This window comes from Actinomadura citrea, assembly GCF_013409045.1.
Classification (GTDB): Bacteria; Actinomycetota; Actinomycetes; order Streptosporangiales; family Streptosporangiaceae; genus Spirillospora; species Spirillospora citrea.
Genome location: NZ_JACCBT010000001.1, coordinates 6209585 through 6235542, shown reverse-complemented (window position 1 = coordinate 6235542; position 25958 = coordinate 6209585). Strand labels below are relative to the sequence as shown.

Genomic DNA, 25958 nt, shown 5'->3' with positions numbered 1-25958 from the left:
GCCGGCGCGCCGGGCCGGGGTCGCGGTCGGGGGCCGTGGGGCCGGGGGTAGGCTCAGTGACGTGCGACGGTTCCTCACCCCAGGCTGGCTCGGGCTGCACGCGCTCGCGATCGTCCTGTGCGGCGCGTTCCTCGGCTTCGGCTGGTGGCAGTTCGACCGGGCCCAGGGCGGCAACGACCGCAGCTGGGCCTACACGTTCGAGTGGCCGATCTTCGCGATCTTCGTGATCGTGATGTGGGTCAAGATGATCCGGGACGAGCGGGCCGGGGTGCGGCCCGCCCCGAGGATCATCGAGGAGCCCGCGGAGGCCGAGGTCAAGCGGGAGATCATCCGGCAGCAGGAGGAAGAGGACCCCGCCCTCGCGGCCTACAACCGCTACCTCGCGCGGCTCAACTCCGAGAGCCGCGGGCGCGCCTGACCCGCGTCCCGCACACCCCGCCCATGGGGACCCGCCCCGCCCGAGGGGCCACCGAACGAAAGGTGCGTTTGCTGTGGAAGGCGCGGTGACCAGGTACCGGATCCTGGCGCTGGTGGTCGGCACGCTGCTGGTGCTGCTGGTCATCGGCATGATCCTCAAGTACGGACCCACCGACATGCCGGCCCTCGCGGGCGTCGTGGCGCCCGTCCACGGCTTCCTCTACATGGTCTACCTGGTGGTCGCCTACGACCTGTGGCGGCGCACCGGCTGGCCGCTGAGCCGGATGGTGATGATCGTGCTCGGCGGTGTGGTGCCGCTGATGACCTTCTTCGTCGAGCGCAGGGTGGTCCGCGACGCGCGGGAACTGCGGCCCGCGAAGGCCGAGGCGAGCGTCTGACGGTCCCAGGGGACTGGTGCGCGGTGCCCTTCTCGCCTAATGTTTGACTGAGTCAAACGTCAGGAGGGCGGGCATGGAGGCGACCCGGGAGGACGTCGGCACGGTCCGCGCGTTCAACCGCTTCTACACCGGCGTCATCGGGGTGCTCGGCGAAGGGCTCGTCCGGTCGCCGTACTCGCTCACCGAGGCGAGGGTGATCTTCGAGCTGGCGCAGCGGGAGGACAGCGAGGTGCTGGCCCTGCGCCGCGTCCTCGGCCTGGACGCCGGCTACCTCAGCCGGATGCTGGCCCGGTTCGAGACCGACGGCCTCGTCGCGCGGGAGCGCGCTCCGGACGACGCCCGGCGGCAGATCGTCCGGCTCACCCAGCGGGGCCGCGAGGTGTTCGCCATGCTGGACGAGCGGTCCGTCGCCGAGATCCGCGAGCTGCTGGACGGCCTGGACCCGGCCGGCCGCCGCCGCCTGCTGGCGGCGATGCGCACCGTCCAGGACGTCCTCGGGGAGCGGCCCCGCCGGGACGACTTCGCCCTGCGCCCGCTGCGCCCCGGCGACCTCGGCTGGGTGGTGGAGCGCAACGGCGCCCTCTACGACGTGGAATGCGGCTGGGACCGCACCTACGAGGCCCTGGTCGCCTCCGTCGTCGCCGACTACGTGCGCGGGCACGACCCGGACCGGGAGAACGCCTGGATCGCCGAGTCGGCCGGGGAGCGGCTGGGCGCGGTGTTCTGCGTCCGGCGGGAGGACGACGTCGCGCAGCTCCGGCTGCTGCACGTCGAGCCGCAGGCTCGCGGCACGGGTGTCGGGGCGGCGCTGGTCGCCGAGTGCCTCGGCTTCGCCGCCAAGGCGGGCTACGCTGAGATCATGCTGTGGACGACGGCGCTGCAACAGCCTGCGCACCGCCTCTACGAGCGGGCCGGGTTCGTCCTGGAGGAGCAGGAGGAGCCGATGGAGCGCTTCGGGGACGTCGTGCACGGGCAGGTCTGGATCCGGAAGCTGTGAACGAGGCCCGTGGAGGGTGTCGCTCCTCCACGGGCCCTGCTCCGCAGCGATCCCTGACTGCGTAGGCGGCCGGGACGGGGGTCGGACGGAGTACCGGCCGCCTGAGCTCACCGGCTGTGCGCCGGTTCGAGTCGGGTCTGGCTCCCACCTCCTTCCCGAGCCGCGCCGGGCGCGGGCGCTCGCCCGGCGTTCGGGAGAGGGCGCCTGCGCGGCGCCCGGATGCCTGCGGCCGGACCGGCGGCGCGGCGGTGTGCCGCGGCCGGCCCGGCCTGTGGGGGCGCCGGTGCCGCGGGGGCGAGCGGCACGGGGCCCAGGGGAGGACGTCGGCGCGGGGCCGGTCCGGTACGGCCGAGGACCCGAGGTGTGTCGCCGTGCCCGCCCTCCGCGGCTCCCGCTGGGGGGCGGGGCCGGCCGCGGTGCGGTACGCCGCGAACGTTCTCGGCCGTACGGACCGGACCGCGCGGGGAAGGGGGCGCGGAGACGGGCCGGTTCGCACTCTCGCTGTGGTGCATTCGCCGCCTCCCGCCGTTCGACCTGGGGCTTTGCCGCCCGAGTACCTGTCGTTCACCCTGCGTCACGATCTCGTTGCGTTAAGTACCCTCGCGTCATGCGCACGTAAACCGGCCCCCCGGCAAAGAATCAAGATCGCGAAGGCGCCTTTGCCTCCGCATTGCCCAGGTGGTCCGCGCGGTCGGGGCGGCGCAGCAGGTGCCGTGCGAGCGCGACGCAGGCCAGCAGGGCGACGAGCGCGCAGACCGCCGTCCAGCCGAACCGCGTGCAGGCGCCCGCGCCGAGCCACGATCCGGTGCTGCCGCCGAGGAACGCGCAGGTCATGTAGGCGGTGTTGATCCGGCTCCGGGCGTCCGGGCGCAGCGCGAAGATCCGCGCCTGGTTCGCGATCATGCCGGACTGCATCGCGATCTCCAGCAGCAGCGTCCCGGCGCCGAGCGCCGCGAGCCCCGGCGCGCCGCCGAGGGCGCCCAGCGCCAGCACTCCCGCCGCCGCGATCGTCCCGGTGATCGCGACGAGGCTGACCGGGTCCGGGCCGCGCCGGTCGACCTGGCGTCCCGCGGCGGGCGTCGCGGCCATGGTGCCCGCGCTGACCAGTGCGAGGACCGCGACCGCCTGGGCGCCGAACCCGTACTCGGGGCCCGTCAGGTACAGCGCGAGGCCCGTCCAGACGGCCTGGAACCCGCCGAAGACCGTCGCCTGGTAGAGGCATGACCGCCGCAGTTCCGGTTCCTCGCGCAACAGCCGCAGGGGCGCGGCCAGCAGCGCCGGATAGGACTGCCGCGACGGCGGGTCGGTCGCCGGCAGCGCGAACGCCAGCGCCACCGCGATCGCCAGGGTGGCGGCCGCGGCGATCAGGTACGGGGCCCGCCAGCCGAGCCACTCCCCGGCGAGCCCGCCGAACGTGCGGGCCAGCAGGATGCCGCCGATCGACCCGGCCAGCAGCGTCCCCATGACCGCCCCGCGCCGCTCGGCGGCCACCAGGCCGGCCGCCATCGGCGCGATGACCTGCGCGACCACGGTCGTGACACCGGCCACGGCGCTCGCGGCGACCAGTGCCCCCAGGCCGGGCGCGCCCGCCGCGCCGAGCATCGCCGCACCGGTGACGGCGAGCATCGCCACGACCAGCGGCCGGTGCGGGAACCGGTCCCCGAGCGGCACCAGCAGGAAGTTCCCGGCCGCGTACCCGAACTGCGCCGCGGTCACCACCAGCGCCGCCGAGTTCGGCGCCACGTCCAGCCCGGACGCGACGAGCGGGCTGACCGCCTGCGGGAAGTAGATGTTCCCCACGGCGACGCCGCAGGTCAGAGCCAGAAGGAAGATCATTCGGCGGTCGATCGAGGCGTCCGCCGGAGGCAGGGAGGAAGACACGGATGCTCCACGTCGGGTCGACACCGGCGCGGAATCCGCGCAGGCCGGGACGGCGGGGCTGACCCCCGCGGGAACCGCCTCGGCGTCGTGGAGCGGTGCCGGCCTAGGCCGCCGCGCGCCCCGCCGCCGAGGCGCCGGTCGTGGACCTGCCGGAAACGGTGAACACGCGCGACCTCCCGTAGCGCACCCAAGATCTTCGCGCCGACCCTGGCACGCCCCTCACCCCATCCGCAAACGGTTTTGCGCGGGGCTCAGCGCACGGGGGACCCGGGCTCGTCCATGTTCCATGTGGCCGGCAGGGAGCCCCCGCAGACGGCGCAGGCGTAGTGGTCGTCCTTGACGATGTTGCGTTGGCGGCATCGGCGGCAACGCCGGAACACGATCGGGTGGGTGAACCCGGGAGGACGCTCAAGGCCGGCCCGGTCGAGAGCGGCCGCGACGGCCGTCCAGGAGGACGGTTCGGGGCAGTAGCCGGTCGACTGGTTGCTGATCTCGCCGACCGTCCAGGCGCCGCCCTCCGCGGTGAAGGTGATCTCACCCGCGCCCAGCACCGGTTCGCGGCCCGCGCAGGCGACGTGCTCGCTGCGCTGCGGGGCCAGGCGCAGCGTCCCGCCCAGGTCGATGACGTAGGTGAACGGTTCCCCCGCGTCCTGCGCGGTCTGCCCCGTCAACCAGGCGGCGAGGTCGCCCTGCGACACGATCGCCTGCCCGCGCCGCCCCGGCGGCGCCTGCTCAAGGATGTCGGCAGGTCCGACATAACGGTATTGGCGCGGGTTCACGGGACCGAGCCTGTCACGTCCGGTCTGAGCGTCCGGCCGATCTTGTGCGGACCCGTCCCGCGCTTCCGGTGGGTGCGATACCGCCCGAGCGCCCCACCATCCGGCCGTGGCCTCGGCGGCAGCGGAGCCAAGGCCACGGCCTTCCCTGGGGCCGGATGGACTCCGGGTGTGATCGCTGAGAGCGAACGTTGCTGCGGAAACAAAATGCTGCTCCGTTTTCTTGAGTGTGTACGACTCAATCTTGCGGTTGGGTGTCCTACGGAGTTGGAGCTGAGCATGAGCGAGACCCTGACGCTGCCGGTGCTGCCCCTGGAAGACGGGGTCGTTCTGCCCGGCATGGTGGTGCCCCTGGACCTGTCGGAGAGCGGCGAGGTCCGGGCCGCCGTCGAGGCCGCGCGGGCGGTGGCGCAGACCCAGGGGCCGGGCATCCGGTCGGCGACCAAGCCGCGGGTGCTGCTGGTGCCCCGGCTGAACGGGCAGTACGCCGGCATCGGCACGCTCGGCGTGATCGAGCAGGAGGGGCGGCTGCCCGGCGGTGAGCCGGGCGCGGTCGTCCGCGGCGTGCAGCGGGTGCGGATCGGCACCGGGACGACCGGGCCGGGCGCGGCGCTGTGGGTCGAGGGCACGGCGGTGGAGGCGCCGCCGGCGACGGGGCGCGTGCAGGAGCTGGCGAAGGAGTACAAGGGGCTGGTCAGCGCGATCCTGCAGAAGCGGGGCGCCTGGCAGGTCGTGGACGTCGTGCAGCAGATCGACGACCCCTCCACGCTGGCCGACAACGCCGGGTACGCGCCGTACCTCACCGACGAGCAGAAGATCGAGGTCCTGGAGACCGTCGACGTCGTGGAGCGGCTCACCCTGGTGATCGGGTGGACGCGCGACCACCTCGCCGAGCTGGACGTGGCGGAGACCATCCGCAAGGACGTCCAGGAGGGCATGGAGAAGACGCAGCGGGAGTTCCTGCTGCGCCAGCAGCAGGAGGCCATCCGCAAGGAGCTGGCCGAGCTGAACGGCGACCCGGCCGACGAGGAGGGCGACTACCGGGATCGGATCGAGGCCGCGAACCTTCCCGAGAAGGTGCGCGAGGCGGCGCTGAAGGAGGTCGACAAGCTGGAGCGGTCGTCCGACGCCTCGCCCGAGGGCGGCTGGATCCGCACCTGGCTGGACACCGTCCTCGACATCCCCTGGAACGAGCGGACCGAGGACGCCTACGACATCGCGGGCGCGCGGGAGATCCTGGACGCCGACCACGCCGGACTCGACGACGTCAAGGAGCGCATCGTCGAGTACCTGGCCGTGCGCAAGCGGCGCGAGGAGCGCGGCCTCGGCGTCGTGGGCGGGCGCAGGAGCGGCGCGGTGCTGGCGCTGACCGGTCCTCCCGGCGTCGGCAAGACGTCGCTGGGCGAGTCGGTCGCGCGGGCCATGGGACGCGAGTTCGTGCGGGTCGCCCTGGGCGGCGTGCGGGACGAGGCCGAGATCCGGGGGCACCGCCGCACGTACGTGGGCGCCCTCCCGGGGCGCATCGTCCGCGCCATCCGCGAGGCGGGGACGATGAACCCCGTCGTCCTGCTGGACGAGGTCGACAAGGTCGGCGCCGACTACCGGGGCGACCCGACCGCGGCGCTGCTGGAGGTCCTCGACCCCGAGCAGAACCACACCTTCCGGGACCACTACCTGGAGGTGGAGCTCGACCTGAGCGACGTGCTGTTCCTGGCCACCGCGAACGTGGTGGAGGCGATCCCCGGGCCGCTGCTCGACCGGATGGAGCTGGTGGAGCTGGACGGCTACACCGAGGACGAGAAGGTCACGATCGCCCGCGACCACCTGCTGCCGCGCCAGCTCGACAAGGCGGGCCTGGAGACGTCCGAGGCGGTCTTCGGCGACGACGCGCTGCGGCTGCTGGCGGCCGAGTACACCCGGGAGGCCGGCGTGCGGTCCCTGGACCGCTCGATCGCGCGGGTGCTGCGCAAGGTCGCGGCCAACGTCGCGCTCGGGAAGGCGGCGCTGCCCGTCCGGATCGGCGCGGAGGACCTGAAGGACTACCTCGGCCGGCCGCGGTTCACCCCGGAGGTCGAGCTGAGCAGGAACGAGCGCCGCACCGGCGTGCCGGGCGTGGCGACGGGCCTCGCCGTCACCGGCGCGGGCGGCGACGTCCTCTACATCGAGGCGTCGCTGGCCGACCGGGAGACCGGCGACACCGGCGTGACGCTCACCGGCCAGCTCGGCGACGTCATGAAGGAGTCGGCCCGGATCGCGCTCAGCTACCTGCGCTCGCGCGGCGCGGAGCTGGAGCTGCCGGTCGGCGACCTCAAGGACCGCGGCGTGCACGTCCACGTGCCCGCCGGCGCGATCCCGAAGGACGGCCCGAGCGCGGGCATCACGATGACGACGGCGCTGGCGTCGCTGCTGTCGGGCCGCCCGGTGCGCTCGGACGTGGCGATGACCGGCGAGGTGTCGCTGACCGGGCGGGTGCTGCCGATCGGCGGGCTGAAGCAGAAGCTGCTGGCCGCGTCGAGGCTCGGCATCACCACCGCGATCGTGCCGAAGCGCAACGAGCCGGACCTGGAGGACGTCCCGGCCGAGGTGCTCGAGACAATGACGGTGTTCGCCGTCAGCGACGTCCGCGAGGTGCTGGACCTGGCCCTGGAGCCCGCCACCACCCCGGTCGCCGTCTGATCGCGACGCACGGAACGCCCGTGCCGGGTTCATCCCGGTACGGGCGTTCTGACTTCAATGGACTATCCGGACGCCCGAAACCCGGGGCGGCGCATGAACCGGGGCGGACGGGGCAGACCGCGCCGCGTGTTGGTCGAAATGTGGCAGCCCGCGGCCGCGGGCGAGAGGGTCCCTTGGTATGTCGTCGCCCTGCGCGTGATGGTCGTGATCATCGCGTTGGGTTTTCTCGGCGTCTTCTTCTACTTCGCGTTCAAGCTCACGCTGACGCCCGTCCATGACAACGGGCAGGCGGGCGGGAACACCGATCCGGGCCGGTCGCTCCGGTTCTACATGGACCAGCCGACCAAGGACGCGCTCCTCCAGATAGGCGGCAACGTGGTGCTCCTGGCGCCGCTCGGAGTGCTGCTGCCCCTGGTCTGGACGACCCTCCGAGGCCCCGTGCGGCTGGCCATCGTGAGCGGCATGCTCTCGGGGGCCATCGAGACGGTCCAGGGCGCGTTCGTGATGGGACGGGCCTTCGACGTGGACGACGTCATCCTCAACGTCATCGGTGTCGTGCTCGCCTACCTGCTCATCGGCCGGAGGCTTTCCAGGACCCTTCGCGGCCGTTAGCCGGTCCGCTCCACCGCCGCCGTTACCTCGACCGCGCCGACGTGCGCACCTGCACGAGGCCGGGAAGCCGGCGCTCCACCGCTACTGGCACGGCCGCCACCAACGCGGCGGCGGGGCGACCGCGGCCTTGATGACCGGGAGGAGCGGGCCCCGCCCCGGCGCCCGGGCCCGGCGAGGCCGCCCTGGAGCCGCCGTGCTCGTCGGCCGGGCGGGTGATCGCTGTGAGCGTTCGTTGCCGACCACGTACGCCGGATCACCGAGCCTGCTCGACCGGGTCAGGATCCGGTCCCCACCAGTGCAGGCGTGCCCCGTGGGCCTGTCTGTGGTGCACGTCATACGCCGGCGGCTGTCACAGGGCGCCCGGCACCGGTGCCTTGTGTTCGTCAGGATGCCGTGCGGAAACGATCCGAACGGTACCAACTCCTTGAATGGGGGGGACCGATGACAAACGGGGAACAGACCTCGGTGCTGATCACCGGAGGCAACAAGGGACTGGGGCTGGAGGCGGCCCGGCGGCTCGGGGAGCGGGGCTGGACGATCTTCCTTGGCTCGCGTGACGAGGGCCGGGGGCGGGCGGCCGCCGACAAGCTGACCGCCGGCGGCGCGAACGTGGTCCTGGTGCCGTTGGACGTGACCTCGAACGAGTCGGTGCTCGACGCGGCGGAGCTCGTCCGCGAGCACACCGACCGCCTCGACGTGCTGATCAACAACGCCGGCGCGCCGGGAGGCGCGGTGCCGCCCGCGGACGCGACGGTCGATGACGTCCATCCCGTCTACGACGCCAACGTGTACGGGCCGATCAGGGTCACGCACGCCTTTCTGCCCCTGCTGCGGGCGGCGGACAATCCGCGGGTGGTCATGGTGTCCAGCGCCGGTGGGTCCTTCGCCGTCGTGACCGACCCGGCCCAGCCGATCTCGCGGATGCACGAGCTCGCCTACAGCTCCTCGAAGGCGGCGCTGAACATGATCACCGTCCGGTACGCCCAGGCCCTCCCGGACATCAAGTTCAACGTCGCCACCCCCGGCGAGGTCGCCAACCACAAGTTCGCCGCGACCGACATGAACCGGCACACCGGGCAGCTGACGGTCACCGAGGGCACCGACTCGATCGTCGAGCTCGCGACACTCGATGCCGACGGGCCGACCGGGACCTTCACCGATCGTCTCGGCCCCGTCGGGTGGTGACCCGCCGGAGGCGGCCGCCGCGATGCCCGGCGGCCGCCACCGGCAGGTAGGCCTGGTCGCCGTGGTCGTAGGAGGGGGCCAGGGCGGCGCATGCGTCGTGACGATGTACAGGAAGGCCATAGGGGGGCATAGGGCGCGACCCGCCGCCCGAGGTCAGCGGGGGGCCAGGCGGAAGACCCTGAGCTGCCGTTCGGCGCGTTCCACGTAACGGTCGTAGACGGGCCAGACGGCGGTGAGGCGAGGCCAGATCTCCTTGCGCTCGACGTCGTCCAGGAGGCGGGCGGTGACCGGGACGGTGCGGCCCTGGAAGCTGACCTGGGCGTCGGGGTTCTTCAGCAGGTTGCCCGTCCAGGCGGGATGCTTCTCCCGGCCGAAATTGGAGCCGACGACGTACCACCCGCCCTCCCGGTCGGGCAGGCAGGCGAGCGGCGTCTGCCGGGCGAGGCCGCTGACGGCTCCGGTCGTCGTCAGGACGAGGCTCGGCACGAGGAGCTGACCGAGCAGGAGCCGTCCGCCGGTGAGGCGGTGCAGCGTCCGGTCCACGGGGGGCACGACCTTGGGGCCCACCCTGGAGAACCACTCGGCGCCCGAGACCCGGTGGAAGACCGGTCCGAAGGTGCGCTGGACGAGGGTGGGCATCGGGGCCTCCTTGGTGGCGAGCCGTCCGGCCCGGCGCGGGTTCAGATGGCCGCTCTCGGCCAGCCAGCGCAGGCCGTCGGCGACGGTCTCCTCGACGGGACGCAGCGTGAGGCCGAGCGCGTCGAGGATGGGGCGGTCGTCGGTCGGCACCAGCGTGACCATGAACTCGGCGGCGTCGCGGGTGAGCGGGTAGTCGAAGCGGCGGACGCGCTTGGCCGCGTCGAGGGCGGAGCCGAGCGCGAGCATGACGCGGCTGGGCACGCGGATGCGGCGGCACCGGACGCCGGTGAGGCGATCGCACAGGTCGGCGTACTGCGGCCAGGTCAGGTAGTGGCCGCCGAGCACCCAGCGGCTCGCGCCCTGCCGTGCCTCGACGGAACGTGCCAACGCCTCGCCGAGGTCGCGGACGTCGATGACCGAGACGCCGCCGCCCGGAAGCGGCCACACCTTGCCGAGCGCGGCGGCGAGGCCCTCCATCAGCGCGTCCAGCGTCGGCTGGTTCGGGCCGCACACGCCGCCGGGATAGACGATGGTGACCGGCGCGCCGTCCGCCTGGAGGCCGCGCACGTAGCGTTCGGCCGCCAGTTTGGACCTGCCGTAGTCGGTCCGGGGGCTCGCCAGGGCGTCTCCCGCGGTGATGACCGGGCCGGCCGGCGGGACGAACACCCCGATCGTCGACACGTGGACCACCGGGGCCAGGCCCTGCGCGACCGCGCCGCCGACCACGTTGCGGGTGCCCCGGACGTTCACCTCCACCAGGTCGCCGGCGCCCCCGGTCACCCCGATCGCCGCGGCTGTGTGGATCGCGGCGTCGCAGCCGCGGAGAGCCTCGGCGACCGAGTCCTCGTCCAGCATGTCGCCGGGGACGAGTTCGACGTCCCCGGGGTCGACGCCGACCGCGCGCAGGACCTTCGCCGCCCTGTCAGGGTCGCGGACCAGCGCACGCGGCCGGTGCCCGGCGGCGAGCAGGGCGCGGACGGCGTGGGACCCGACGAAGCCGGAGGCGCCGGTGACGAAGATCCGCATAAGGCAAAACTAGCGCTTGGTAAGGCTCCGGCGACAGCCGCGGGCCCCGAGTAACGGCCGGGATTTCGGACACCTCCATTACCGGAGAGGCGGACAGTCGGGGCGTTGACGCTACTGGAACGCTCCATCAGACTCGTGTCTCCACCTGACCACCGACCGGGAGGAGATCGATGAGGATCGGACTGGCCGGCGCGGGGCGCATAGGTGCGCGCCACGCCGCCGCGTTGCGAGAGTTGCCCGAGGTGAAGGCGGTGGTCATCGCGGACGCGGATCCGGGGCGCGCCCGAGATCTCGCCGCGCGCCTGAGCGGGGGACCGCCCGAGGTCACCGCCCTGGACACCGTCGAGGGACTCTTCTCCGCCGGACTGGACGGCCTGGTCGTCGCGGCGGCCACGGACGCGCACGCGACCCTGGTGGAGCGGGCCGTGACCGCGCGAACTCCCGTCTTCTGCGAGAAACCACTCGCGTCCGATCTTGATGGAACGTTCCAAATTGTCCGGTCGGCGGCAGGCGCCGGCGTCCCGGTGCAGGTCGGGTTCCAGCGCCGGTTCGACGCCGGGAACGCGGCGGCGCGCGAGGCCCTCGCGTCCGGGCGGCTCGGCTGGCTGCACACCGTCCGCTCGTGCAGCTTCGACCCGGCGCCGCCGCCGGCCGAGTACGTCCCCACGTCCGGCGGGCTGTTCCGCGACTGCCTCATCCACGACCTGGACCTGATCCGGTTCGTCACCGGCCGCGAGGTCGTGCGGGTGATGGCCGCGGGCGCCAACCGCGGCGACGACTTCTTCCGCGAGGCCGGCGACGTCGACACCGGGTCCGCGCTGCTCATCCTGGACGACGGGACGCTCGGCCAGGTCTCGGCCACCCGCTACAACGCCGCCGGGTACGACGCGCGCCTGGAACTGTTCGGGTCCAAGGACAGCGTCATCGCCGGGCTGGACGACCGGACGCCCGCGACCGCGCTGCCGGACGGGGACCAGCCGAGGACGCCCTACGGCGGCTTCATGGAGCGTTTCTCCGACGCCTACGACGCCGAACTGCGGGCCTTCGCGGACGTCGTGGCGGGCCGCCGCGCCAACCCGTGCCCGCCGGAGGAGGCGCTGGAGGCGTTCTACCTCGCCGAGGCGTGCGAACTGTCCATGCGGGAGGGGCGGATCGTCGGCGTCGAGGAGGTACGGCGGTGAGGGTCGCCGGCGCGCCGATCTCCTGGGGCGTGTGCGAGGTACCCGGCTGGGGTCACCAGATGGAGCCGGGCCGGGTGCTCGCCGAGATGCGCGACCTCGGCCTCGCCGCGACGGAACTCGGGCCGGACGGCTTCCTCCCCGCGGCCACGCAAGAGCGGGACGCATTGCTGACCGCCTTCGGGCTGGGTCTCGTAGGGGCGTTCGTACCTGTCGTCCTGCACGACCCTGCGTTCGACCCGCTGCCCGTGGTCGAGCAGGCGCTGGACGACATCGACGGTGTCCTCGTCCTGGCCGCCGCAACCGGGCTCGACGGATACGACGAGCGTCCCGTCCTCGACACCAAGGCGTGGGCGGTGCTGCTTGAGAACCTCGACGCGATCGCCGCCCGCGCCGCCGAACGCGGCCGGCTCGCCACCCTGCACCCTCACGTCGGGACGGTCGTGGAGCGGCGCGCCGAGGTCGAGCGTGTGCTGGGCGGATGCAGCATCCCGCTCTGCCTCGACACAGGGCACCTACTGGTCGGCGGAACCGATCCGGTGTGGCTGGCGCGTTTCGCGGCGCCGCGCATAGCGCACGTCCATCTGAAGGACGTGGACGTGGGCCTCGCCCAGCAGGTGCTCAAGGGAGACATCACGTACACGAACGCGGTGCGGGACGGTCTGTACAGGCCGCTCGGGGACGGCGACATCGACATCCCCGACCTCATCCGGACCCTGGAGGCCGCCGGTTACGAGGGCTGGTGGGTGATGGAGCAGGACACCGTGCTGACCGGCGAACCCGCGCAGGGCGCCGGACCGTACGGCGACGTCCGCAGGAGCCTCGACTACCTCGCCGGGGTGGCCCGATGACGTTCGACCTCATCACGATGGGGCGGGTCAGCGTCGACGTCTATCCGCACCAGGTGGGCACGCCGCTGGAGGACGTCGAGTCGTTCGGCAAGTACCTCGGCGGCAGCCCGACCAACGTCGCCGTGGCGGCGGCCAGGTACGGCCGCAGCGCCGCCGTCATCACGCGCACGGGGGAGGACCCCTTCGGCCGGTTCATCCACAAGGCCCTTCAGGGCTACGGCGTGGACGACCGCTTCGTCACCGCCGTTCCCGGCCTGCCGACGCCACTGGCCTTCTGCGAGATCTTCCCGCCCGACGACTTCCCGCTGTACTTCTACCGCTACCCCAAGGCGCCCGACCTGGAGATCCGCCCGGACGAGCTGGACCTCGACGCGATCCGCTCGGCGCGCATCGTCTGGGCCACGGTCACGGGCCTTTCGCAGGAGCCCAGCCGGGAGGCGACCCTGACCGCGCTGGGGGAGCACCCCGGGCAGACCGTCATCGACCTCGACTACCGGCCGATGCTGTGGGACGACCCCTCGGAGGCCCCGCACTGGGCGGGTCTCGCCTTGGAACGGGCGACGGTCGCGGTCGGAAACCTCGAGGAGTGCGAGGTCGCCGTCGGGGAGCGGGAGCCGCACGCCGCCGCACGCGCGATCCTGGCCCGCGGCCCGGAACTCGCGATCGTGAAGATGGGCCCGGAAGGCGTCCTCGCGGCGACGGCCGGCGAGGTCGTGGAGGTGCCGCCGGTCAAGGTGGACGTCGTCAACGGGCTCGGCGCCGGGGACGCCTTCGGCGGCGCCGTCTGCCACGGCCTCCTGGCCGGATGGGAGCTGCGGCGGCTCGTGGAGTTCGCGGGCGCCGCAGGGGCGATCGTCGCGTCCCGCATCGCCTGCTCCGACGCGATGCCCACGCAAGACGAGGTCGACGAACTCCTCAAGGAGCCGAGATGAAGTACCACCTGCCCGCCGGAACGGCCGCGGAGGCCCCGTACGGGCTCGTCGTGACACCCGAGTCGGCCGGTTGGGCGTATTCGGGGCTGCGGGTGCTGGAGCTGCCGGAAGGCGGGTCGCACGAGTTCGACACCGGTGAGTTCGAGACGATCGTGCTGCCGTTGGCGGGGTCGTGCGCCGTGCAGTGCGACGGTGAGCGGTTCGAGTTGGAGGGCCGCGACGACGTCTTCGCCCGGGTCAGCGATTTCGCTTACGTGCCGCGCGACGCCCGGGTGACGATCCGTGGCCGCGGGCGGTTCGCGCTGGCGGGTGCCAGGTGCGAGCGGCGGCTCGCGCCTCGCTACGGGCCCGCCGAGAAGGTCCCGGTGGAGTTGCGGGGTGCGGGGTCGGCGAGCCGGCAGGTCAACAATTTCGGGACGCCGGAGGGGTTCCCGTTCGCCGAGAAGCTGATCGCCTGCGAGGTCCTGACCCCGGCCGGGTGCTGGTCGTCGTTCCCGCCGCACAAGCACGACGAGCAGACGCCCGACGAGGCCGTCCTGGAGGAGATCTACTACTTCGAGGTCGCCCGGGACGGCATGGCCTACCAGCGCGTCTACGGGTCGCCGGGACGTCCGATCGACGTGCTGGCGGAGGTCCGCAGCGGCGACGCCGTGCTGATCCCGCACGGCTGGCACGGCCCGTCGATGGCGCCGCCCGGGCACGACCTGTACTACCTGAACGTGATGGCCGGGCCTTCGCCGGAGCGCGCGTGGCGCATCTGCGACGACCCGGCGCACGCCTGGATCCGCGACACCTGGGAGGGACGGCCGGTCGACTCTCGGCTGCCCCTGACCTCGCCGGAGGGACGCTCATGAGGTTGACGGTGAGTCAGGCGCTGGTGCGTTTCCTGTCGGTGCAGTACAGCGAGCGGGATGGTGTGGAGCGGCGGTTCTTCGCGGGGTGTTTCGGGATTTTCGGGCACGGCAATGTGGCCGGGATGGGGCAGGCGCTGCTGGAGCATGGTGGTGAGCTGCCGTATTACATGGCGCGTAACGAGCAGGCGATGGTGCATGCGGCGGCGGGGTTCGCGCGGATGAGTGACCGGTTGTCGACGTTGGCGTGTACGACGTCGATCGGGCCGGGTGCGACGAACATGGTGACGGGTGCGGCGCTGGCGACTGTCAATCGGTTGCCGGTGTTGTTGCTGCCGGGTGATGTGTTCGCGACGCGTGCGGCGAATCCGGTGTTGCAGGAGTTGGAGGATGCGCGCTCGTATGACGTGTCGGTGAACGACTGCTTCAAGCCGGTGTCGAGGTATTGGGATCGGATCAATCGGGCCGAGCAGTTGCCGGGGGCGTTGCTGGCGGCGATGCGGGTGTTGACCGATCCGGCCGAGACCGGGGCGGTGACGTTGGCGCTGCCGCAGGATGTGCAGGCCGAGGCGTTCGAGTGGCCGCAGGAGTTGTTCGCGCGGCGGGTGTGGCGGGTGGGGCGTGCGGTGCCTGAGCCGGCGGTGCTGGAGGAGGCGGCGGCGATCGTGCGGGGGGCGGAGCGTCCGTTGATCGTGGCGGGCGGCGGGGTGATCTACTCCGGTGCCACTGGGGAGTTGGGGGCGTTGGCCGAGCGGACGGGTGTTCCGGTCGCCGAGACCCAGGCGGGCAAGGGTTCGCTGGCGTGGGATCACCGGGGTTCGGTGGGGGCGGTGGGTGCGACCGGGACCACGGCGGCCAACGCGCTGGCGCGTGAGGCTGATGTGGTGATCGGGATCGGTACGCGTTACAGCGATTTCACCACTGCCTCGCACAGTCTGTTCGCTCACCCTTCGGTCAGGTTCGTCAACATCAACGTCGCCCGCGCCGACGCGGTCAAGCTGGGGGGATTGTCGGTGGTGGCCGACGCCCGCGAAGCGATCCGGGCACTGGACGAGGCGCTGGCCGGCTACACCGTCCCGCAGGGCTACAGGGAGCGTGCACGGGCGCTGATGGCCGACTGGAACGCCAGGGTCGAGCGGGCCTGCGCGCCCAAGGACGGGGACGGGGGGTTGCTGACCCAGGCCGAGGTGATCGGGGCGGTCAACGAGGTCAGCGGGCCGCGGGACGTGGTGGTGTGCGCGGCCGGGTCGATGCCCGGTGACCTGCACAAGCTGTGGCGGGCGCGTGACCCCAAGGGCTACCACGTCGAGTACGGCTACTCCTGCATGGGGTACGAGATCGCCGGCGGTCTCGGGGTGAAGATGGCCGCACCCGACCGCGAGGTGTTCGTCCTGGTCGGTGACGGCTCCTACCTGATGATGGCCCAGGAGCTCACCACCGCCGCCGCCGAAGGGATCAGACTCGTCGTGGTCCTGGTGCAGAACCACGGCTACGCCTCCATCGGCAACCTCTCCGAGAGCGTCGGCGCCCAGCGCTTCGGCACCCGCCACCGCCTGCGCACCCCCACCGGCCTGGACGGCGACCCCATCCCCCTCGACCTCGCCGCCAACGCCGCCAGCCTCGGCGCCGACGTCATCCGCGCGGCCACGTCCACCGACCTGCGGGACGCGCTCCAGCAGGCGCGCAAGTCCCCCAGGACCACGGTCGTCCACATTGAGACGGACCCCTTGGCGGGCACCCCCGACAGTGCGGCATGGTGGGACGTCCCGGTCGCGGAGGTGTCGGCGCTGGACTCCACCCGGGAGGCTCGCGCCCGATATGAGAGGGATAGGGGTACGCGCCGTCATCATCTGTGATCAACTCCTCAGACCGACCAATCGGGGAGAAACGGAGAGCAGCCGATGAGAGGCGTTTTCGCGCGTCGGACGTCCAGGGGTCTCGCAGTGCTGGCCGCCGCGGGGCTGCTGGCGCTGAGCGCCTGCAGCAGCTCGGGCGGCAAGAAGTCCGAGGAGACGCCGGAGGGCGCCGGCCCCCGGTTGAAGATCGCGATGGTCACGCACTCCGGCGCGGGCGACACCTTCTGGGACATCGTCCAGAAGGGGGCCAAGGCCGCCGCCGCCAAGGACAACGTCGAGTTCCTCTACTCCGCCGACCCGGACGGCGGCAAGCAGGCCCAGCTCGTCCAGGCCGCGCTCGACAAGAAGGTCGACGGCATCATCGTCACCCTCGCCAAGCCGGACGCGATGAAGGACGTGCTGGCCCGCGCCGCGGCCGCGAAGGTGCCGGTCGTGTCGATCAACTCCGGCGCCGAGGAGTCGGCCGAGCTCGGCGCGGTGGCGCACTTCGGGCAGGACGAGTCGATCGCCGGTGAGGCGGCCGGCACGGAGCTGGCGAAGATCGGCGCCAAGAAGGCGCTGTGCGTCGTCCACGAGCAGGGCAACGTCGGCCTGGAGGACCGCTGCGCCGGAGCGAAGAAGACGTTCGGCGGCGACCTGCAGAACCTGTTCGTCCAGGGCACCAACATGCCGGAGGTGAAGTCGTCCGTCACGGCCAAGCTCCAGGCCGACAAGAGCATCGACGGGATCCTCACGCTCGGCGCCCCGTTCGCCGCGACCGCGGTCGACGCGGTCAAGGAGACCGGGAGCAAGGCCAAGATCGGTACGTTCGACCTGAACAAGGACCTCATCGCCTCGATCAACTCCGGCGCGATCGAGTTCGCCGTCGACCAGCAGCCCTACCTGCAGGGCTACGGGGCCGTCGACGAGCTGTGGCTGCTGAAGAACAACGGCAACGTGCTCGGCGGCGGGCGCCCCGTGCTGACCGGGCCCGCGATCGTGACCAAGCAGAACGCGGCTCAGCTGGAGGCGTTCGCGAACCGGGGGACGCGATGACCCAGGCGGTGGCCGGGCCGCCCGCGGCCCGCCCCGACGAGCGCCTGGCCCGGCGGTCGCCGCTGCGGCGGCTGCTGGGCCGCCCGGAGCTCGGCGCGCTGCTCGGCGCGGTGGCGCTGTTCGCGTTCTTCTCGATCGTCGCGGACGCGTTCCTGCGCGCCGGGTCGTTCTCCACCGTGCTGTACGCGGCCTCGACCTTCGGGATCATGGCGGTCGGGGTGTCGCTGCTGATGATCGGCGGCGAGTTCGACCTGTCCGCCGGGGTGATGGTGACGTCCTCGGCGCTGATCGCCGCGCTGACCGCCTACCAGCTCACGCTGAACGTGTGGGCGGGCGTGGTGATCTCGCTGGTGCTGACGCTGGCGCTCGGCATGGTGAACGGCGTCCTGTACGTCCGGACGCGGCTGCCGAGCTTCATCATCACGCTCGCCACGTTCTTCATGCTGGCGGGCCTGAACCTCGGCGTGACGAAGGCGCTCACCGGCAACGTCGCCAGCGACTCCGTCCGCGACATGGACGGCTTCGCCTCCGCCCGCGCGGTCTTCGCCTCCGACGTGGACGTGCTCGGCGTCAACGTCAAGATCACGGTGTTCTGGTGGCTGCTGTTCACGGCGATCGCCACCTGGCTCCTGCTGCGCACCCGCGTCGGCAACTGGATCTTCGCGGTGGGCGGGGCCGCCGGCAGCGCCCGCGCGGTGGGCGTGCCCGTCGACCGCGTGAAGATCGGCCTGTTCATGGGCGTGGCGCTGTGCGCGTGGTTCTCCGGGATGCACCTGGTGTTCGCGTTCGCGACCGTCCAGTCGGGGGAGGGCGTCGGCAACGAGTTCCTCTACATCATCTGCGCGGTCATCGGCGGATGCCTGCTCACGGGCGGCTACGGGTCGGCGATCGGCGCGGCCATCGGCGCGTTCATCTTCGGCATGACGAACAAGGGCATCGTGTACGCCGAGTGGAACCCCGACTGGTTCCGGTTCTTCCTCGGCGCGATGCTGCTGATCGCCACCGTGGTCAACCTGGTCGTGCGGCGCAGAGTGGAGCGGTCGCCATGACGGACGCGAAGGGGGCGCCGCTCATCAGGCTCAGCGGCGTCGGCAAGAACTACGGCAACGTCATCGCGTTGCGCGACGTGGACCTGGAGGCCTCCGCAGGGGAGGTCACCTGCGTCCTCGGCGACAACGGGGCCGGCAAGTCCACGCTCATCAAGGTCGTCGCCGGGCTGCACCGCCATGACACCGGCACCTACGAGGTGCGGGGCGAGGAGGTGAGCTTCGGTTCGCCCCGCGACGCCCTCGACCGCGGCATCGCGACCGTCTACCAGGACCTCGCGGTCGTCCCGCTCATGCCGGTCTGGCGCAACTTCTTCCTCGGCTCGGAGAAGCGGGGGCGCTTCGGGCGCCTGGACGTCGGGGCCATGCGCGCGACCACCCACCGGGAGATGGCCGCGATGGGCATCGACCTGCGCGACGTGGACCAGCCCATCGGGACCCTGTCGGGCGGCGAGCGGCAGTGCGTGGCCATCGCCCGCGCCGTCCACTTCGGCGCCGAGGCCCTCGTCCTGGACGAGCCCACCGCCGCCCTCGGCGTCAAGCAGGCCGGGGTGGTGCTGCGCTACATCGTTCAGGCGCGGGAACGGGGCCTCGCGGTCGTCTTCATCACCCACAACCCGCACCACGCCTACCCGGTCGGCGACCGCTTCCTGATCCTCAACCGGGGGCGCGGCATCGGATACCACACCAAGGAGGAGATCACCCGCGAGGAGCTCACCGGCCTCATGGCGGGCGGCGGCGAGCTGGAGGAGCTCGCCCACGAACTCGACGCGGCGGGCTCGTCGGCGGCCGCCGCGCAGCTGACCAAGGAGGCCGAGAGCCTGGGCCTCACCGACGACTGACGGCCCCCCGGGCCACCTCCCGTGGCCCGGGGCGGTCCTCACCCGGACCCGGGCGGCGCCGGTCCGGGGCGGGCGCGCGTTCCCCAGACCGAGACCGCGAAACCGTGGCGGATCACGCAGCGCGATGCGACACTCACAGAGCCGTGAAGACCAACCTCCCCGCCGAGCCCAACGCCTTCGTCGGCCGCGAACGCGACGCCGCCGACCTCGGCAGGCTGCTGGAGGGCATGCGCGCCGTCACCTTGTGCGGGGCGGGCGGGATCGGCAAGACGCGGCTCGCGCTGCATGTCGCGCACGCGGTCCTCGACGCGCCCCGGGCGGCCGACGCGCATGACGGGGGCGTCTGGTTCGTGGAACTGGCCGACGTCCGCCCGGACGGGACGACCGGGCCCGTCGCGCGGCGCGTCGCCGCGGTCCTCGACGTGGCCGAGGAGGACGGCCGGCCGCTCACCGAGACCCTCGCCGACGCGCTGCGCGCGCCCGCGGTCCTGCTCGTCCTGGACAACTGCGAGCACGTCGTCGAGGAGTGCGCGAAGCTCACCGGCCTGCTGCTGGCCCGCTGTCCGCGACTGCGGATCCTCGCCACCAGCCGGGAGCCGCTGCGGATGGCGGGGGAGAACGTGTGGCGGGTGCCGCCCCTGGAGCCGGGCGAGGCGGTCCGGCTGTTCCTGGAGCGCGCCAGGGCGGCGCGCCCCGGCTTCGCCGCGTCCGAGGCCGTGCACGAGGTCACCCGGGCCCTCGACGGGATGCCGCTGGCGGTGGAGCTCGCCGCCGCCCGGGTCCGGGTGCTGTCGGCCGAGCAGATCGCGCGCCGCCTCGCCGACCGGTTCCGGCTGCTCAGCGCCGGGGACCGCACCGCCCCCGCCCGGCAGCGGACGCTGCGCGCCGCGATCGACTGGAGCCACGAGCTGCTGGACGGGCCGGAGCGCGTCCTCCTGCGTCGCCTGTCGGTCTTCGCGGGCTGGACGCTGGAGCAGGCCGAGCACGTCTGCGCCGACCCCGCGTCGTCCGATCCCGCCCCGTCCGGTGCCGCCCTGCCCGCCGACGACGTCCTGGACGCGCTCACCGCCCTCGTCGACAAGTCCCTCGCGACGGTGACCGGGGAGGCGGGCGGGGAGGTCCGGTTCCGGCTGCTCGACAGCATCCGCGAGTACGCGGCCGAGCGGCTCGCGGGCGCCGGTGAGGAGGCGGTGTTCCGCGGGCGGCACCGCGACGCCGTCCTCGCCGACGCCGAACGCGACGGCCGGATCGGGCTCGGCGTCGAGCCCGCGCCCTGGGCCGACCGGGTGGCGCTGTTCCACCGGTACGACACCGAGCTCGGCAACGTGGAGGCCGCGCTGACCTGGTCGCTCGACCACGGCGACATCGCCGAGGGGCTGCGGCTGTGCACCGCGCTGCGGACCTTCTGGATCGCGCGCGGCCGCGTCGCCGAGTGGGCCGACCGGACCGACCGCTTCCTGTCCGCCGCCCGCGATCCCGGCCGGCGCGGTCTCGACCCGCGCGTCCTCGGCCCGGCGCTCGCCGGCCGCGCCCAGCTCGCCATGGGGGGCCGCGACTTCGCCCAGGCCGCCCGGCACGCCGACGAGGCGCTCGTCCTCTGCCGCGAGGCCGGGAACGAGTTCATGACCGCGACCGCGCTGATCACCGGCGCCGAGTGCCTCGCCCGCGCCGGCCGCTTCACCGACGCCGCCCGCCGCCTGGACGAGGCCGACGCCCTCGTCCGCGGGCCCGGCCGGGAGTGGACCCGCGCCTACGCGTGCGCGGCCCGCGGCTACCTGCTGATCCGGGAGTCGCGCCTGCGCGAGGCCCGTGAGCGGCTCGACACGGCCGCGGCCGTCATGCGGGACATCGGCCAGCTGTGGGGCGCCTCCCACGCCATGATCGGCCTCGGCAGGCTCGCCGAGCTGCGCGGCGACCCGGCCGCGGCCCGCGGCCACTACGCCGCGGTCCTGCCGATCCTCACCGAGATCGGCGCGCGGCCGGAGATGGCGCGGGCCCTCGCCGGGCTCGGCCGCGTCGCGCTCGCCCGGGGCGACCTGGCCTCGGCCCGCGCGTCCCTCGCGGAGAGCCTCGCGCTGAGCCGCTCGTCCGGCATCCGGCTGGACATGGCCCGCGCCCTGGACGCGTTCGCCGAGCTGGTCGCGTCCGAGGGCGACGCGCGCGGCGCGGTGAGGCTCGCCGGCGCGGCGTCCGCGCTGCGCGAGGCGACCGGCCGCGAGCCCGGCGCCGGCGCCCGCCGCGAACGCACCCTCGAACCGATCCGCCGCAGGATCGGGGAACCCCTCGTCGCCCAGTACTGGGGCGAGGGCCGCGCGATGCCCGCCGACGAGGCGATCGCCCACGCGCTCCGCGCCCCCGAGACCGTCCCGCCGCCCCGGCGGCCGGTCTCGGACGCCCCGGTGAAGGACGTCGCCGAACCGGTCACGCCGCCGAGCGGCCTGACGGCCCGCGAACGGGAGATCGCCCGCCTCGTCTCCCGCGGACTCAGCAACCGCGGGATCGCCGACGAGCTGGTCATCAGCCCCGCCACCGTCGCCCGCCACGTCACCAACATCCTGACCAAGCTCGGCTTCTCCTCCCGCGCCCAGATCGCCGCCTGGGCCGTGGACAACATCCCCGCGGAGGAATCCTGACCCGGGGTGTGTACACACCCCGTACGCTCCCCGGGCGCTCGTCGAATACGACGGTGGTTGCGCACTTCGGAGCATGCGCGGACGGACACGCCGACCTAGCGTCGGCGCCATGCTCTCCAGAGGTGCGGACCCCGCCTACCCGGCGGTCACGGTGACCCGCGCGGTCTTCGGCGCCGCACCCGACCCCGGGAAGACCGCGGTGCTGGACGCGTCCTCCGGGCGCTCGCTGTCCCACGGGGGATTCTCCGCCCTGGTCGAGACCGCGGCCTCCGCCCTGGCGCGCGCCGGGGCGGCGCCGGGGGACGTGATCGGCCTGCGCCTGCGCGAGCCCCTGGACCTCGCCGTCGCCCTGCACGCGGTGATCGCGGCCGGCGCCGTCCCCTTCCCCCTCACCGCCTCGGACACGTCCCGCCTCCTCGAAGAGACCGGTGCCCGCTCCGTCATCACCGACGGCCCCCGCGGCGACGGCGGCCCCCGCACCGGTGAGGCGGCCCTGCCGCCGCTCACCGATCTGCTCGCCACCGCGGCCCCCGCGGGCGAGGCCCTGCCCGCGGCCGGCGTCCGCACCTGCGGCGACATCGCGTTGCTGGCGTGCACGCGGGGGACCGGCAGGGGGCCTGCCCGGACGGTGCGGCTGACGCACGCGGAGGTCGTGGCGGGCCTGCTGAGGGTCGCCGAGTCGGCCATGTTCGGCGGGGCGGACACGGTGCTGAGCGCGCTGCCGTTCAGCACCGTCCTCGGGCTGAACGGGGTGCTCAACCCGGCGCTGCGGCTCGGCGCCACCGTCGTCGCGTTCTCCGGGGCGGGACGCAACGACCTGCTCCGCGCGCTGCGGGACCACCGGGTGACCGTCGCGGTGCTGCCGCCGGAGCTCCTGGAGGCCCTCGCCCACGAGCGCGCCGTCTGCCGCTACGACCTGCGGGCGCTGCGCGCCGTCGTGGTCGCCGGCGGACCGCTCGCGGCGGAGGAGGCGCGCGCCGCCGCGTCCCGGCTGGGCTGCCCGGTGCGGCAGGCGTACGGGCTGGCCGAGGCCGGCGGGTTCACCCACCTCAACCTGCGCGCGGCCGAGGAGGGGACGCTCGACTCGGTCGGGCGCGGCCTGCCGGGCGTGGCGTGGCAGGTCGTGGACCCGCGCACGGGGGCGGTGCAGCCGTCCTACCAGCCGGGCGAGATGTGCGTGCGGCTCCCGGCGGCGCGGGACGCCGCGGGGCCCGTGCGGTGGCTGCCCACCGGGGACTCGGCGTTCGCCGACGAGCACGGGCGGGTCTTCATCCTCGGACGGCTCGGCGGCGCGCACCGCGAACCGCCCGGCGACCCGGAGGCGGTGCTGGCCGCGCATCCGTCCGTGGGGGACGCCGTCGTGGCGCCCGCCCCCGACCACGATCTCGGGCTCGCGCCCCACGCGTTCGTCGTGCTGGCCGAACCGGTGTCCGAGGCCGACCTCCTCGCCTACGTCAACGGGCGCGTGCCGAGGACCCGGGAGGTGTCGGCGGTGCACGTCGTGGACGAGATCCCCCGCACGCCCGACGGCCGGATCAGGCGCCGGCAGCTTCTGGAGCGCGCCGGTTTCGGCCCATGACGTACAGATACGGCTACACCGTTCTTCGGATGCGGCCCCGGACGCGCGCGACGTACCTTCGCGGCATGCCCGAGGCGAGCACTCCGGTCCACGACGCCACGATCACCGACGTGGTGCTGGAGGCGGCCAGGGACGTCGCGAAGAGGGCCGCCGCCTCCCGGCACGGGGAGCGCCCCGCCCTCGTCGATCCCGCGGGCGGGCTCGGGTACGCGGACTTCGCGCGGGCCGTCCCGGCCGCCGCCGCCGGCCTGCGCCGCCACGGGGTCAGGCACGGCGACGTCGGCGCGGTGCACGTCTCCGGCGTCCGCGAACTGGCCGTCGCCGCCCACACGGTCACCGCCGCCGGGGCCGTGCCGGTCCTGCTCCCGCCCGGCGGCGCCCCCGCCGGGCTCGCGGCGCTGATGAACGACACCGGCGCCCGTTTCCTGCTGACCGGCGAGGACACCGCGGCCCTGTCGATGGCCGCCGTGGAGCGGTCGTACGTCAGGCAGGTCTTCGCCTTCGGGGACGTCCCCGGCGCCACGCCGTTCCGCCGGCTCCTGGAACCCGGGGCCGCCCCGGCGGGCAGGCCGGCCGACCCGCTCCGGGACGCGGCTCTGCGCGTGCCGGCCCCGCCGGAGGACATCACCCACGCCGCCCGCCTCGCCGACCTCCACCGCCTGTGCGGGACGCTGGACATCTCGGACGGCGACGTGCTCGCCCTGTGCGGCCAGGACGTTTCCGCGCTCACCCGGATGGGGCTGGTGGACCTGTGCCTCATGCAGGGCGCCACGCTCGTGGGCGTCCCCGGCCGCGAGGCGAAGGATCTGCTCGAAGCGATCCTCGACCACCGGGCCACCGCCGCCGTCGTCACGCCGGCCAAGCTCCGCGCCATCGCCTTCGACCACGGCAGCGTCCCCGTCGCGGGGGTCCGCCTCCTGGTGACGGGCGCGCCGTCCGCCGAGGCCGTCCACGCCTGCCGGGCCCGGCACCGCTGGCCGGTCACGCCGCTGCGCTGACGGGCCGTTCCCGCGCGTACCGGGGGACGCGCGGGAACGGCGGGCGTCAGCCCGCGGGGGCGGGGTGGGGGATGGACTTGTGCTCCAGGTAGGCGTGCAGGCCCTCGGGGCCGAGTTCGCGGCCGAGGCCGCTGTTCTTGTAGCCGCCGAACGGGGTGTTCGGGTCGAGGGTGTACATGTTGACGCCGCAGCTCCCGGTGCGGATGCGGCGGGCGACGTCGACGCCGTGGTCGACGTCGGAGGTCCAGACCGAGCCGCCGAGCCCGTAGTCGCTGTCGTTGGCGATCCTGATGGCGTCGGCCTCGTCCTCGTAGGGGATGAGGACCAGCACGGGGCCGAAGATCTCCTCGCGGGCGATGCGCATGTCGTTGCCCACGTCGCCGAAGACGGTGGGCGCGACGTACCAGCCGCGGTCGTGCGGGCGGTTCAGCCCGCCGGTGATCAGCTTGGCTCCCTCGTCCTGGCCGATCCGGATGTAGTTCTCCACGCGCTCCTGCTGCCGCCTGGCGACCAGCGGGCCGATCTCGCAGCCGTAGTCGGCGGGGTCGCCGACGGCGAGGCCGCCCACCATGGTCGCGAGGGCGTCGGCGACCTCGTCGTAGCGGCGGCGGGACGCCAGGATGCGGGTCTGCGCGGCGCACGCCTCGCCGTTGTTCATCAGCGAGGCGAGCTTGAAGCCCTCGATGGTGGAGGCCAGGTCCGCATCGTCCAGGATGATCGCGGCGGACTTGCCGCCGAGTTCGAGGGTGACCCGCTTGAGCTGCTCGCCGCAGACCGCGCCGATCTTGCGCCCGGCGGCGGTGGAGCCGGTGAAGGACACCTTGTCGACGTCGGGGTGCGCGACGAGGTAGGCGCCGACCTCGCGTCCGGCCGGGACGAAGTTGACGACGCCCTCGGGGATGCCCGCCTCGCGGATCCACTCGGCGAGCAGGTAGGAGTCGAGGGGGGTCTCGGGGGAGGGCTTGGCCACGACCGTGCAGCCGGCGATGAGCGCGGGCGCGAGCTTGAGCATCAGCGTGAACTGCGGGACGTTCCACGGGACGATCGCCGCGACGACGCCGACCGGCTCCTGGGTGACCGTGACCGGGCCCAGCATGCCCTGCCGCTCCTCCTCCCAGGTGTAGGAGGCGGCGAGGTCCACGTAGTACTGCAGCACCATCTGCGGGATGGCCGACTGCCCGAACACCGAGAACATGATGGGCGATCCCATCTCGGCGGTCACGAGGTCGGCCATCTCCTGCTGCCGCTCGGCGTAGATCGCCGAGAGCCGGCCGACGACCTCCGCGCGCTCGGCGGGGGTCATCCGCGGCCAGGGGCCCTCGTCGAAGGCGCGCCGGGCCGCCGCGACGGCCGCGTCGATGTCGCCCTCGGTGCCCTCGGGGACCCGCCCGATGACCTCCTCGGTGTGCGGGGAGACGACGTCGATCACGTCGGTCCCGGCCGGTGCGGCCCACTCGCCTCCGATGAACAGCCGATCGTGCTCGCGCATGCTGCTGTGCCTCCCCTGCCCGAGGGCCGACGCGGGTAACCGAATGCTTGCTTGGCCACAG

At 73.3% G+C, this 25958-nt stretch carries 21 protein-coding genes; 17 read left to right on the top strand and 4 right to left on the bottom strand.

Translation table 11 applies throughout. The annotated features are described in order from the left end of the window. The first annotated feature begins 61 nt into the window (after window positions 1-61). The 3 genes from BJ999_RS28700 to BJ999_RS28690 all read left to right on the top strand — a co-directional run bounded on the left by BJ999_RS28700 (window position 62) and on the right by BJ999_RS28690 (window position 1812). Window positions 62-418 (top strand): hypothetical protein, encoded by a 357-nt coding sequence (locus BJ999_RS28700; protein ID WP_179836150.1) that lies wholly within the window; start codon window positions 62-64, stop codon window positions 416-418. 73 nt (window positions 419-491) lie between these two features. Further along, a complete protein-coding gene (locus BJ999_RS28695; protein ID WP_179836149.1) occupies window positions 492-815 on the top strand; it encodes a DUF3817 domain-containing protein in 324 nt (107 codons plus the stop codon). 73 nt (window positions 816-888) lie between these two features. Further along, window positions 889-1812 carry a bifunctional helix-turn-helix transcriptional regulator/GNAT family N-acetyltransferase gene (locus BJ999_RS28690; RefSeq protein WP_179836148.1) on the top strand — a complete coding sequence of 308 codons (924 nt, stop codon included), beginning with the start codon at window positions 889-891 and terminating at the stop codon, window positions 1810-1812. Window positions 1813-2451: 639 nt separating this feature from the next. On the opposite strand, the gene BJ999_RS28685 is transcribed toward BJ999_RS28690, so the two are convergent. Both BJ999_RS28685 and BJ999_RS28680 read right to left on the bottom strand, forming a co-directional pair. Further along, a complete protein-coding gene (locus tag BJ999_RS28685) occupies window positions 2452-3693 on the bottom strand; it encodes an MFS transporter (protein ID WP_229810095.1) in 1242 nt (413 codons plus the stop codon). Between the two features lie 251 nt (window positions 3694-3944). Continuing rightward, window positions 3945-4472, bottom strand: coding sequence for a hypothetical protein (locus tag BJ999_RS28680; protein WP_179836147.1), 528 nt, complete (start codon window positions 4470-4472; stop codon window positions 3945-3947). 276 nt (window positions 4473-4748) lie between these two features. On the opposite strand from BJ999_RS28680, the gene lon reads away from it, so the two are divergent. From lon to BJ999_RS28665, 3 genes are all read left to right on the top strand, one after another. Beyond that, window positions 4749-7145: an endopeptidase La gene (lon, locus tag BJ999_RS28675; RefSeq protein ID WP_179836146.1), complete on the top strand. Its 2397-nt coding sequence runs from the start codon at window positions 4749-4751 to the stop codon at window positions 7143-7145. 126 nt (window positions 7146-7271) lie between these two features. Next, window positions 7272-7757, top strand: coding sequence for a VanZ family protein (locus BJ999_RS28670; RefSeq protein WP_229810094.1), 486 nt, complete (start codon window positions 7272-7274; stop codon window positions 7755-7757). Window positions 7758-8198: 441 nt separating this feature from the next. Then, the gene (locus BJ999_RS28665) at window positions 8199-8942 is read left to right on the top strand and encodes an SDR family NAD(P)-dependent oxidoreductase (protein WP_179836145.1); all 744 of its coding nucleotides are present in this window, start codon (window positions 8199-8201) and stop codon (window positions 8940-8942) included. Between the two features lie 153 nt (window positions 8943-9095). On the opposite strand, the gene BJ999_RS28655 is transcribed toward BJ999_RS28665, so the two are convergent. Beyond that, window positions 9096-10607 carry a nitroreductase family deazaflavin-dependent oxidoreductase gene (locus BJ999_RS28655; RefSeq protein WP_229810093.1) on the bottom strand — a complete coding sequence of 504 codons (1512 nt, stop codon included), beginning with the start codon at window positions 10605-10607 and terminating at the stop codon, window positions 9096-9098. A gap of 170 nt (window positions 10608-10777) precedes the next feature. Here BJ999_RS28655 and BJ999_RS28650 point away from each other — a divergent pair, with 170 nt between their 5' ends. The 11 genes from BJ999_RS28650 to BJ999_RS28600 all read left to right on the top strand — a co-directional run bounded on the left by BJ999_RS28650 (window position 10778) and on the right by BJ999_RS28600 (window position 24408). Continuing rightward, window positions 10778-11788: a Gfo/Idh/MocA family protein gene (locus BJ999_RS28650; protein ID WP_179836144.1), complete on the top strand. Its 1011-nt coding sequence runs from the start codon at window positions 10778-10780 to the stop codon at window positions 11786-11788. Further along, a complete protein-coding gene (locus BJ999_RS28645) occupies window positions 11785-12636 on the top strand; it encodes a TIM barrel protein (protein WP_229810092.1) in 852 nt (283 codons plus the stop codon). The genes BJ999_RS28650 and BJ999_RS28645 overlap by 4 nt, the downstream gene beginning before the upstream one ends. Next, window positions 12633-13568: a 5-dehydro-2-deoxygluconokinase gene (gene iolC, locus BJ999_RS28640; protein ID WP_179836143.1), complete on the top strand. Its 936-nt coding sequence runs from the start codon at window positions 12633-12635 to the stop codon at window positions 13566-13568. The genes BJ999_RS28645 and iolC overlap by 4 nt, the downstream gene beginning before the upstream one ends. After that, a complete protein-coding gene (gene iolB, locus BJ999_RS28635; RefSeq protein ID WP_179836142.1) occupies window positions 13565-14422 on the top strand; it encodes a 5-deoxy-glucuronate isomerase in 858 nt (285 codons plus the stop codon). The genes iolC and iolB overlap by 4 nt, the downstream gene beginning before the upstream one ends. Further along, window positions 14419-16275, top strand: a complete 1857-nt coding sequence (gene iolD, locus BJ999_RS28630; protein WP_179836141.1) for a 3D-(3,5/4)-trihydroxycyclohexane-1,2-dione acylhydrolase (decyclizing) — start codon at window positions 14419-14421, stop codon at window positions 16273-16275. Before iolB ends, iolD begins: the two co-directional genes overlap by 4 nt. A 45-nt stretch (window positions 16276-16320) precedes the next feature. Continuing rightward, window positions 16321-17310 (top strand): sugar ABC transporter substrate-binding protein, encoded by a 990-nt coding sequence (locus BJ999_RS28625; RefSeq protein WP_179836140.1) that lies wholly within the window; start codon window positions 16321-16323, stop codon window positions 17308-17310. Continuing rightward, complete coding sequence (locus tag BJ999_RS28620; protein WP_179836139.1) at window positions 17307-18359, top strand: ABC transporter permease; 1053 nt, start codon at window positions 17307-17309, stop codon at window positions 18357-18359. Before BJ999_RS28625 ends, BJ999_RS28620 begins: the two co-directional genes overlap by 4 nt. Beyond that, window positions 18356-19198, top strand: coding sequence for an ATP-binding cassette domain-containing protein (locus tag BJ999_RS28615; protein WP_179836138.1), 843 nt, complete (start codon window positions 18356-18358; stop codon window positions 19196-19198). The genes BJ999_RS28620 and BJ999_RS28615 overlap by 4 nt, the downstream gene beginning before the upstream one ends. 143 nt (window positions 19199-19341) lie before the next feature. Then, window positions 19342-21831, top strand: a complete 2490-nt coding sequence (locus BJ999_RS28610) for an ATP-binding protein (protein ID WP_229810586.1) — start codon at window positions 19342-19344, stop codon at window positions 21829-21831. A 109-nt stretch (window positions 21832-21940) separates the two neighbouring features. After that, window positions 21941-23410, top strand: coding sequence for an AMP-binding protein (locus tag BJ999_RS28605; RefSeq protein WP_179836137.1), 1470 nt, complete (start codon window positions 21941-21943; stop codon window positions 23408-23410). Between the two features lie 65 nt (window positions 23411-23475). Further along, window positions 23476-24408 carry an AMP-binding protein gene (locus BJ999_RS28600; RefSeq protein WP_229810587.1) on the top strand — a complete coding sequence of 311 codons (933 nt, stop codon included), beginning with the start codon at window positions 23476-23478 and terminating at the stop codon, window positions 24406-24408. Window positions 24409-24454: 46 nt separating this feature from the next. On the opposite strand, the gene BJ999_RS28595 is transcribed toward BJ999_RS28600, so the two are convergent. Then, on the bottom strand, window positions 24455-25897 hold the full coding sequence (locus BJ999_RS28595) for an aldehyde dehydrogenase (RefSeq protein WP_179836135.1): 1443 nt from the start codon (window positions 25895-25897) through the stop codon (window positions 24455-24457). Window positions 25898-25958 lie beyond the last annotated feature (61 nt).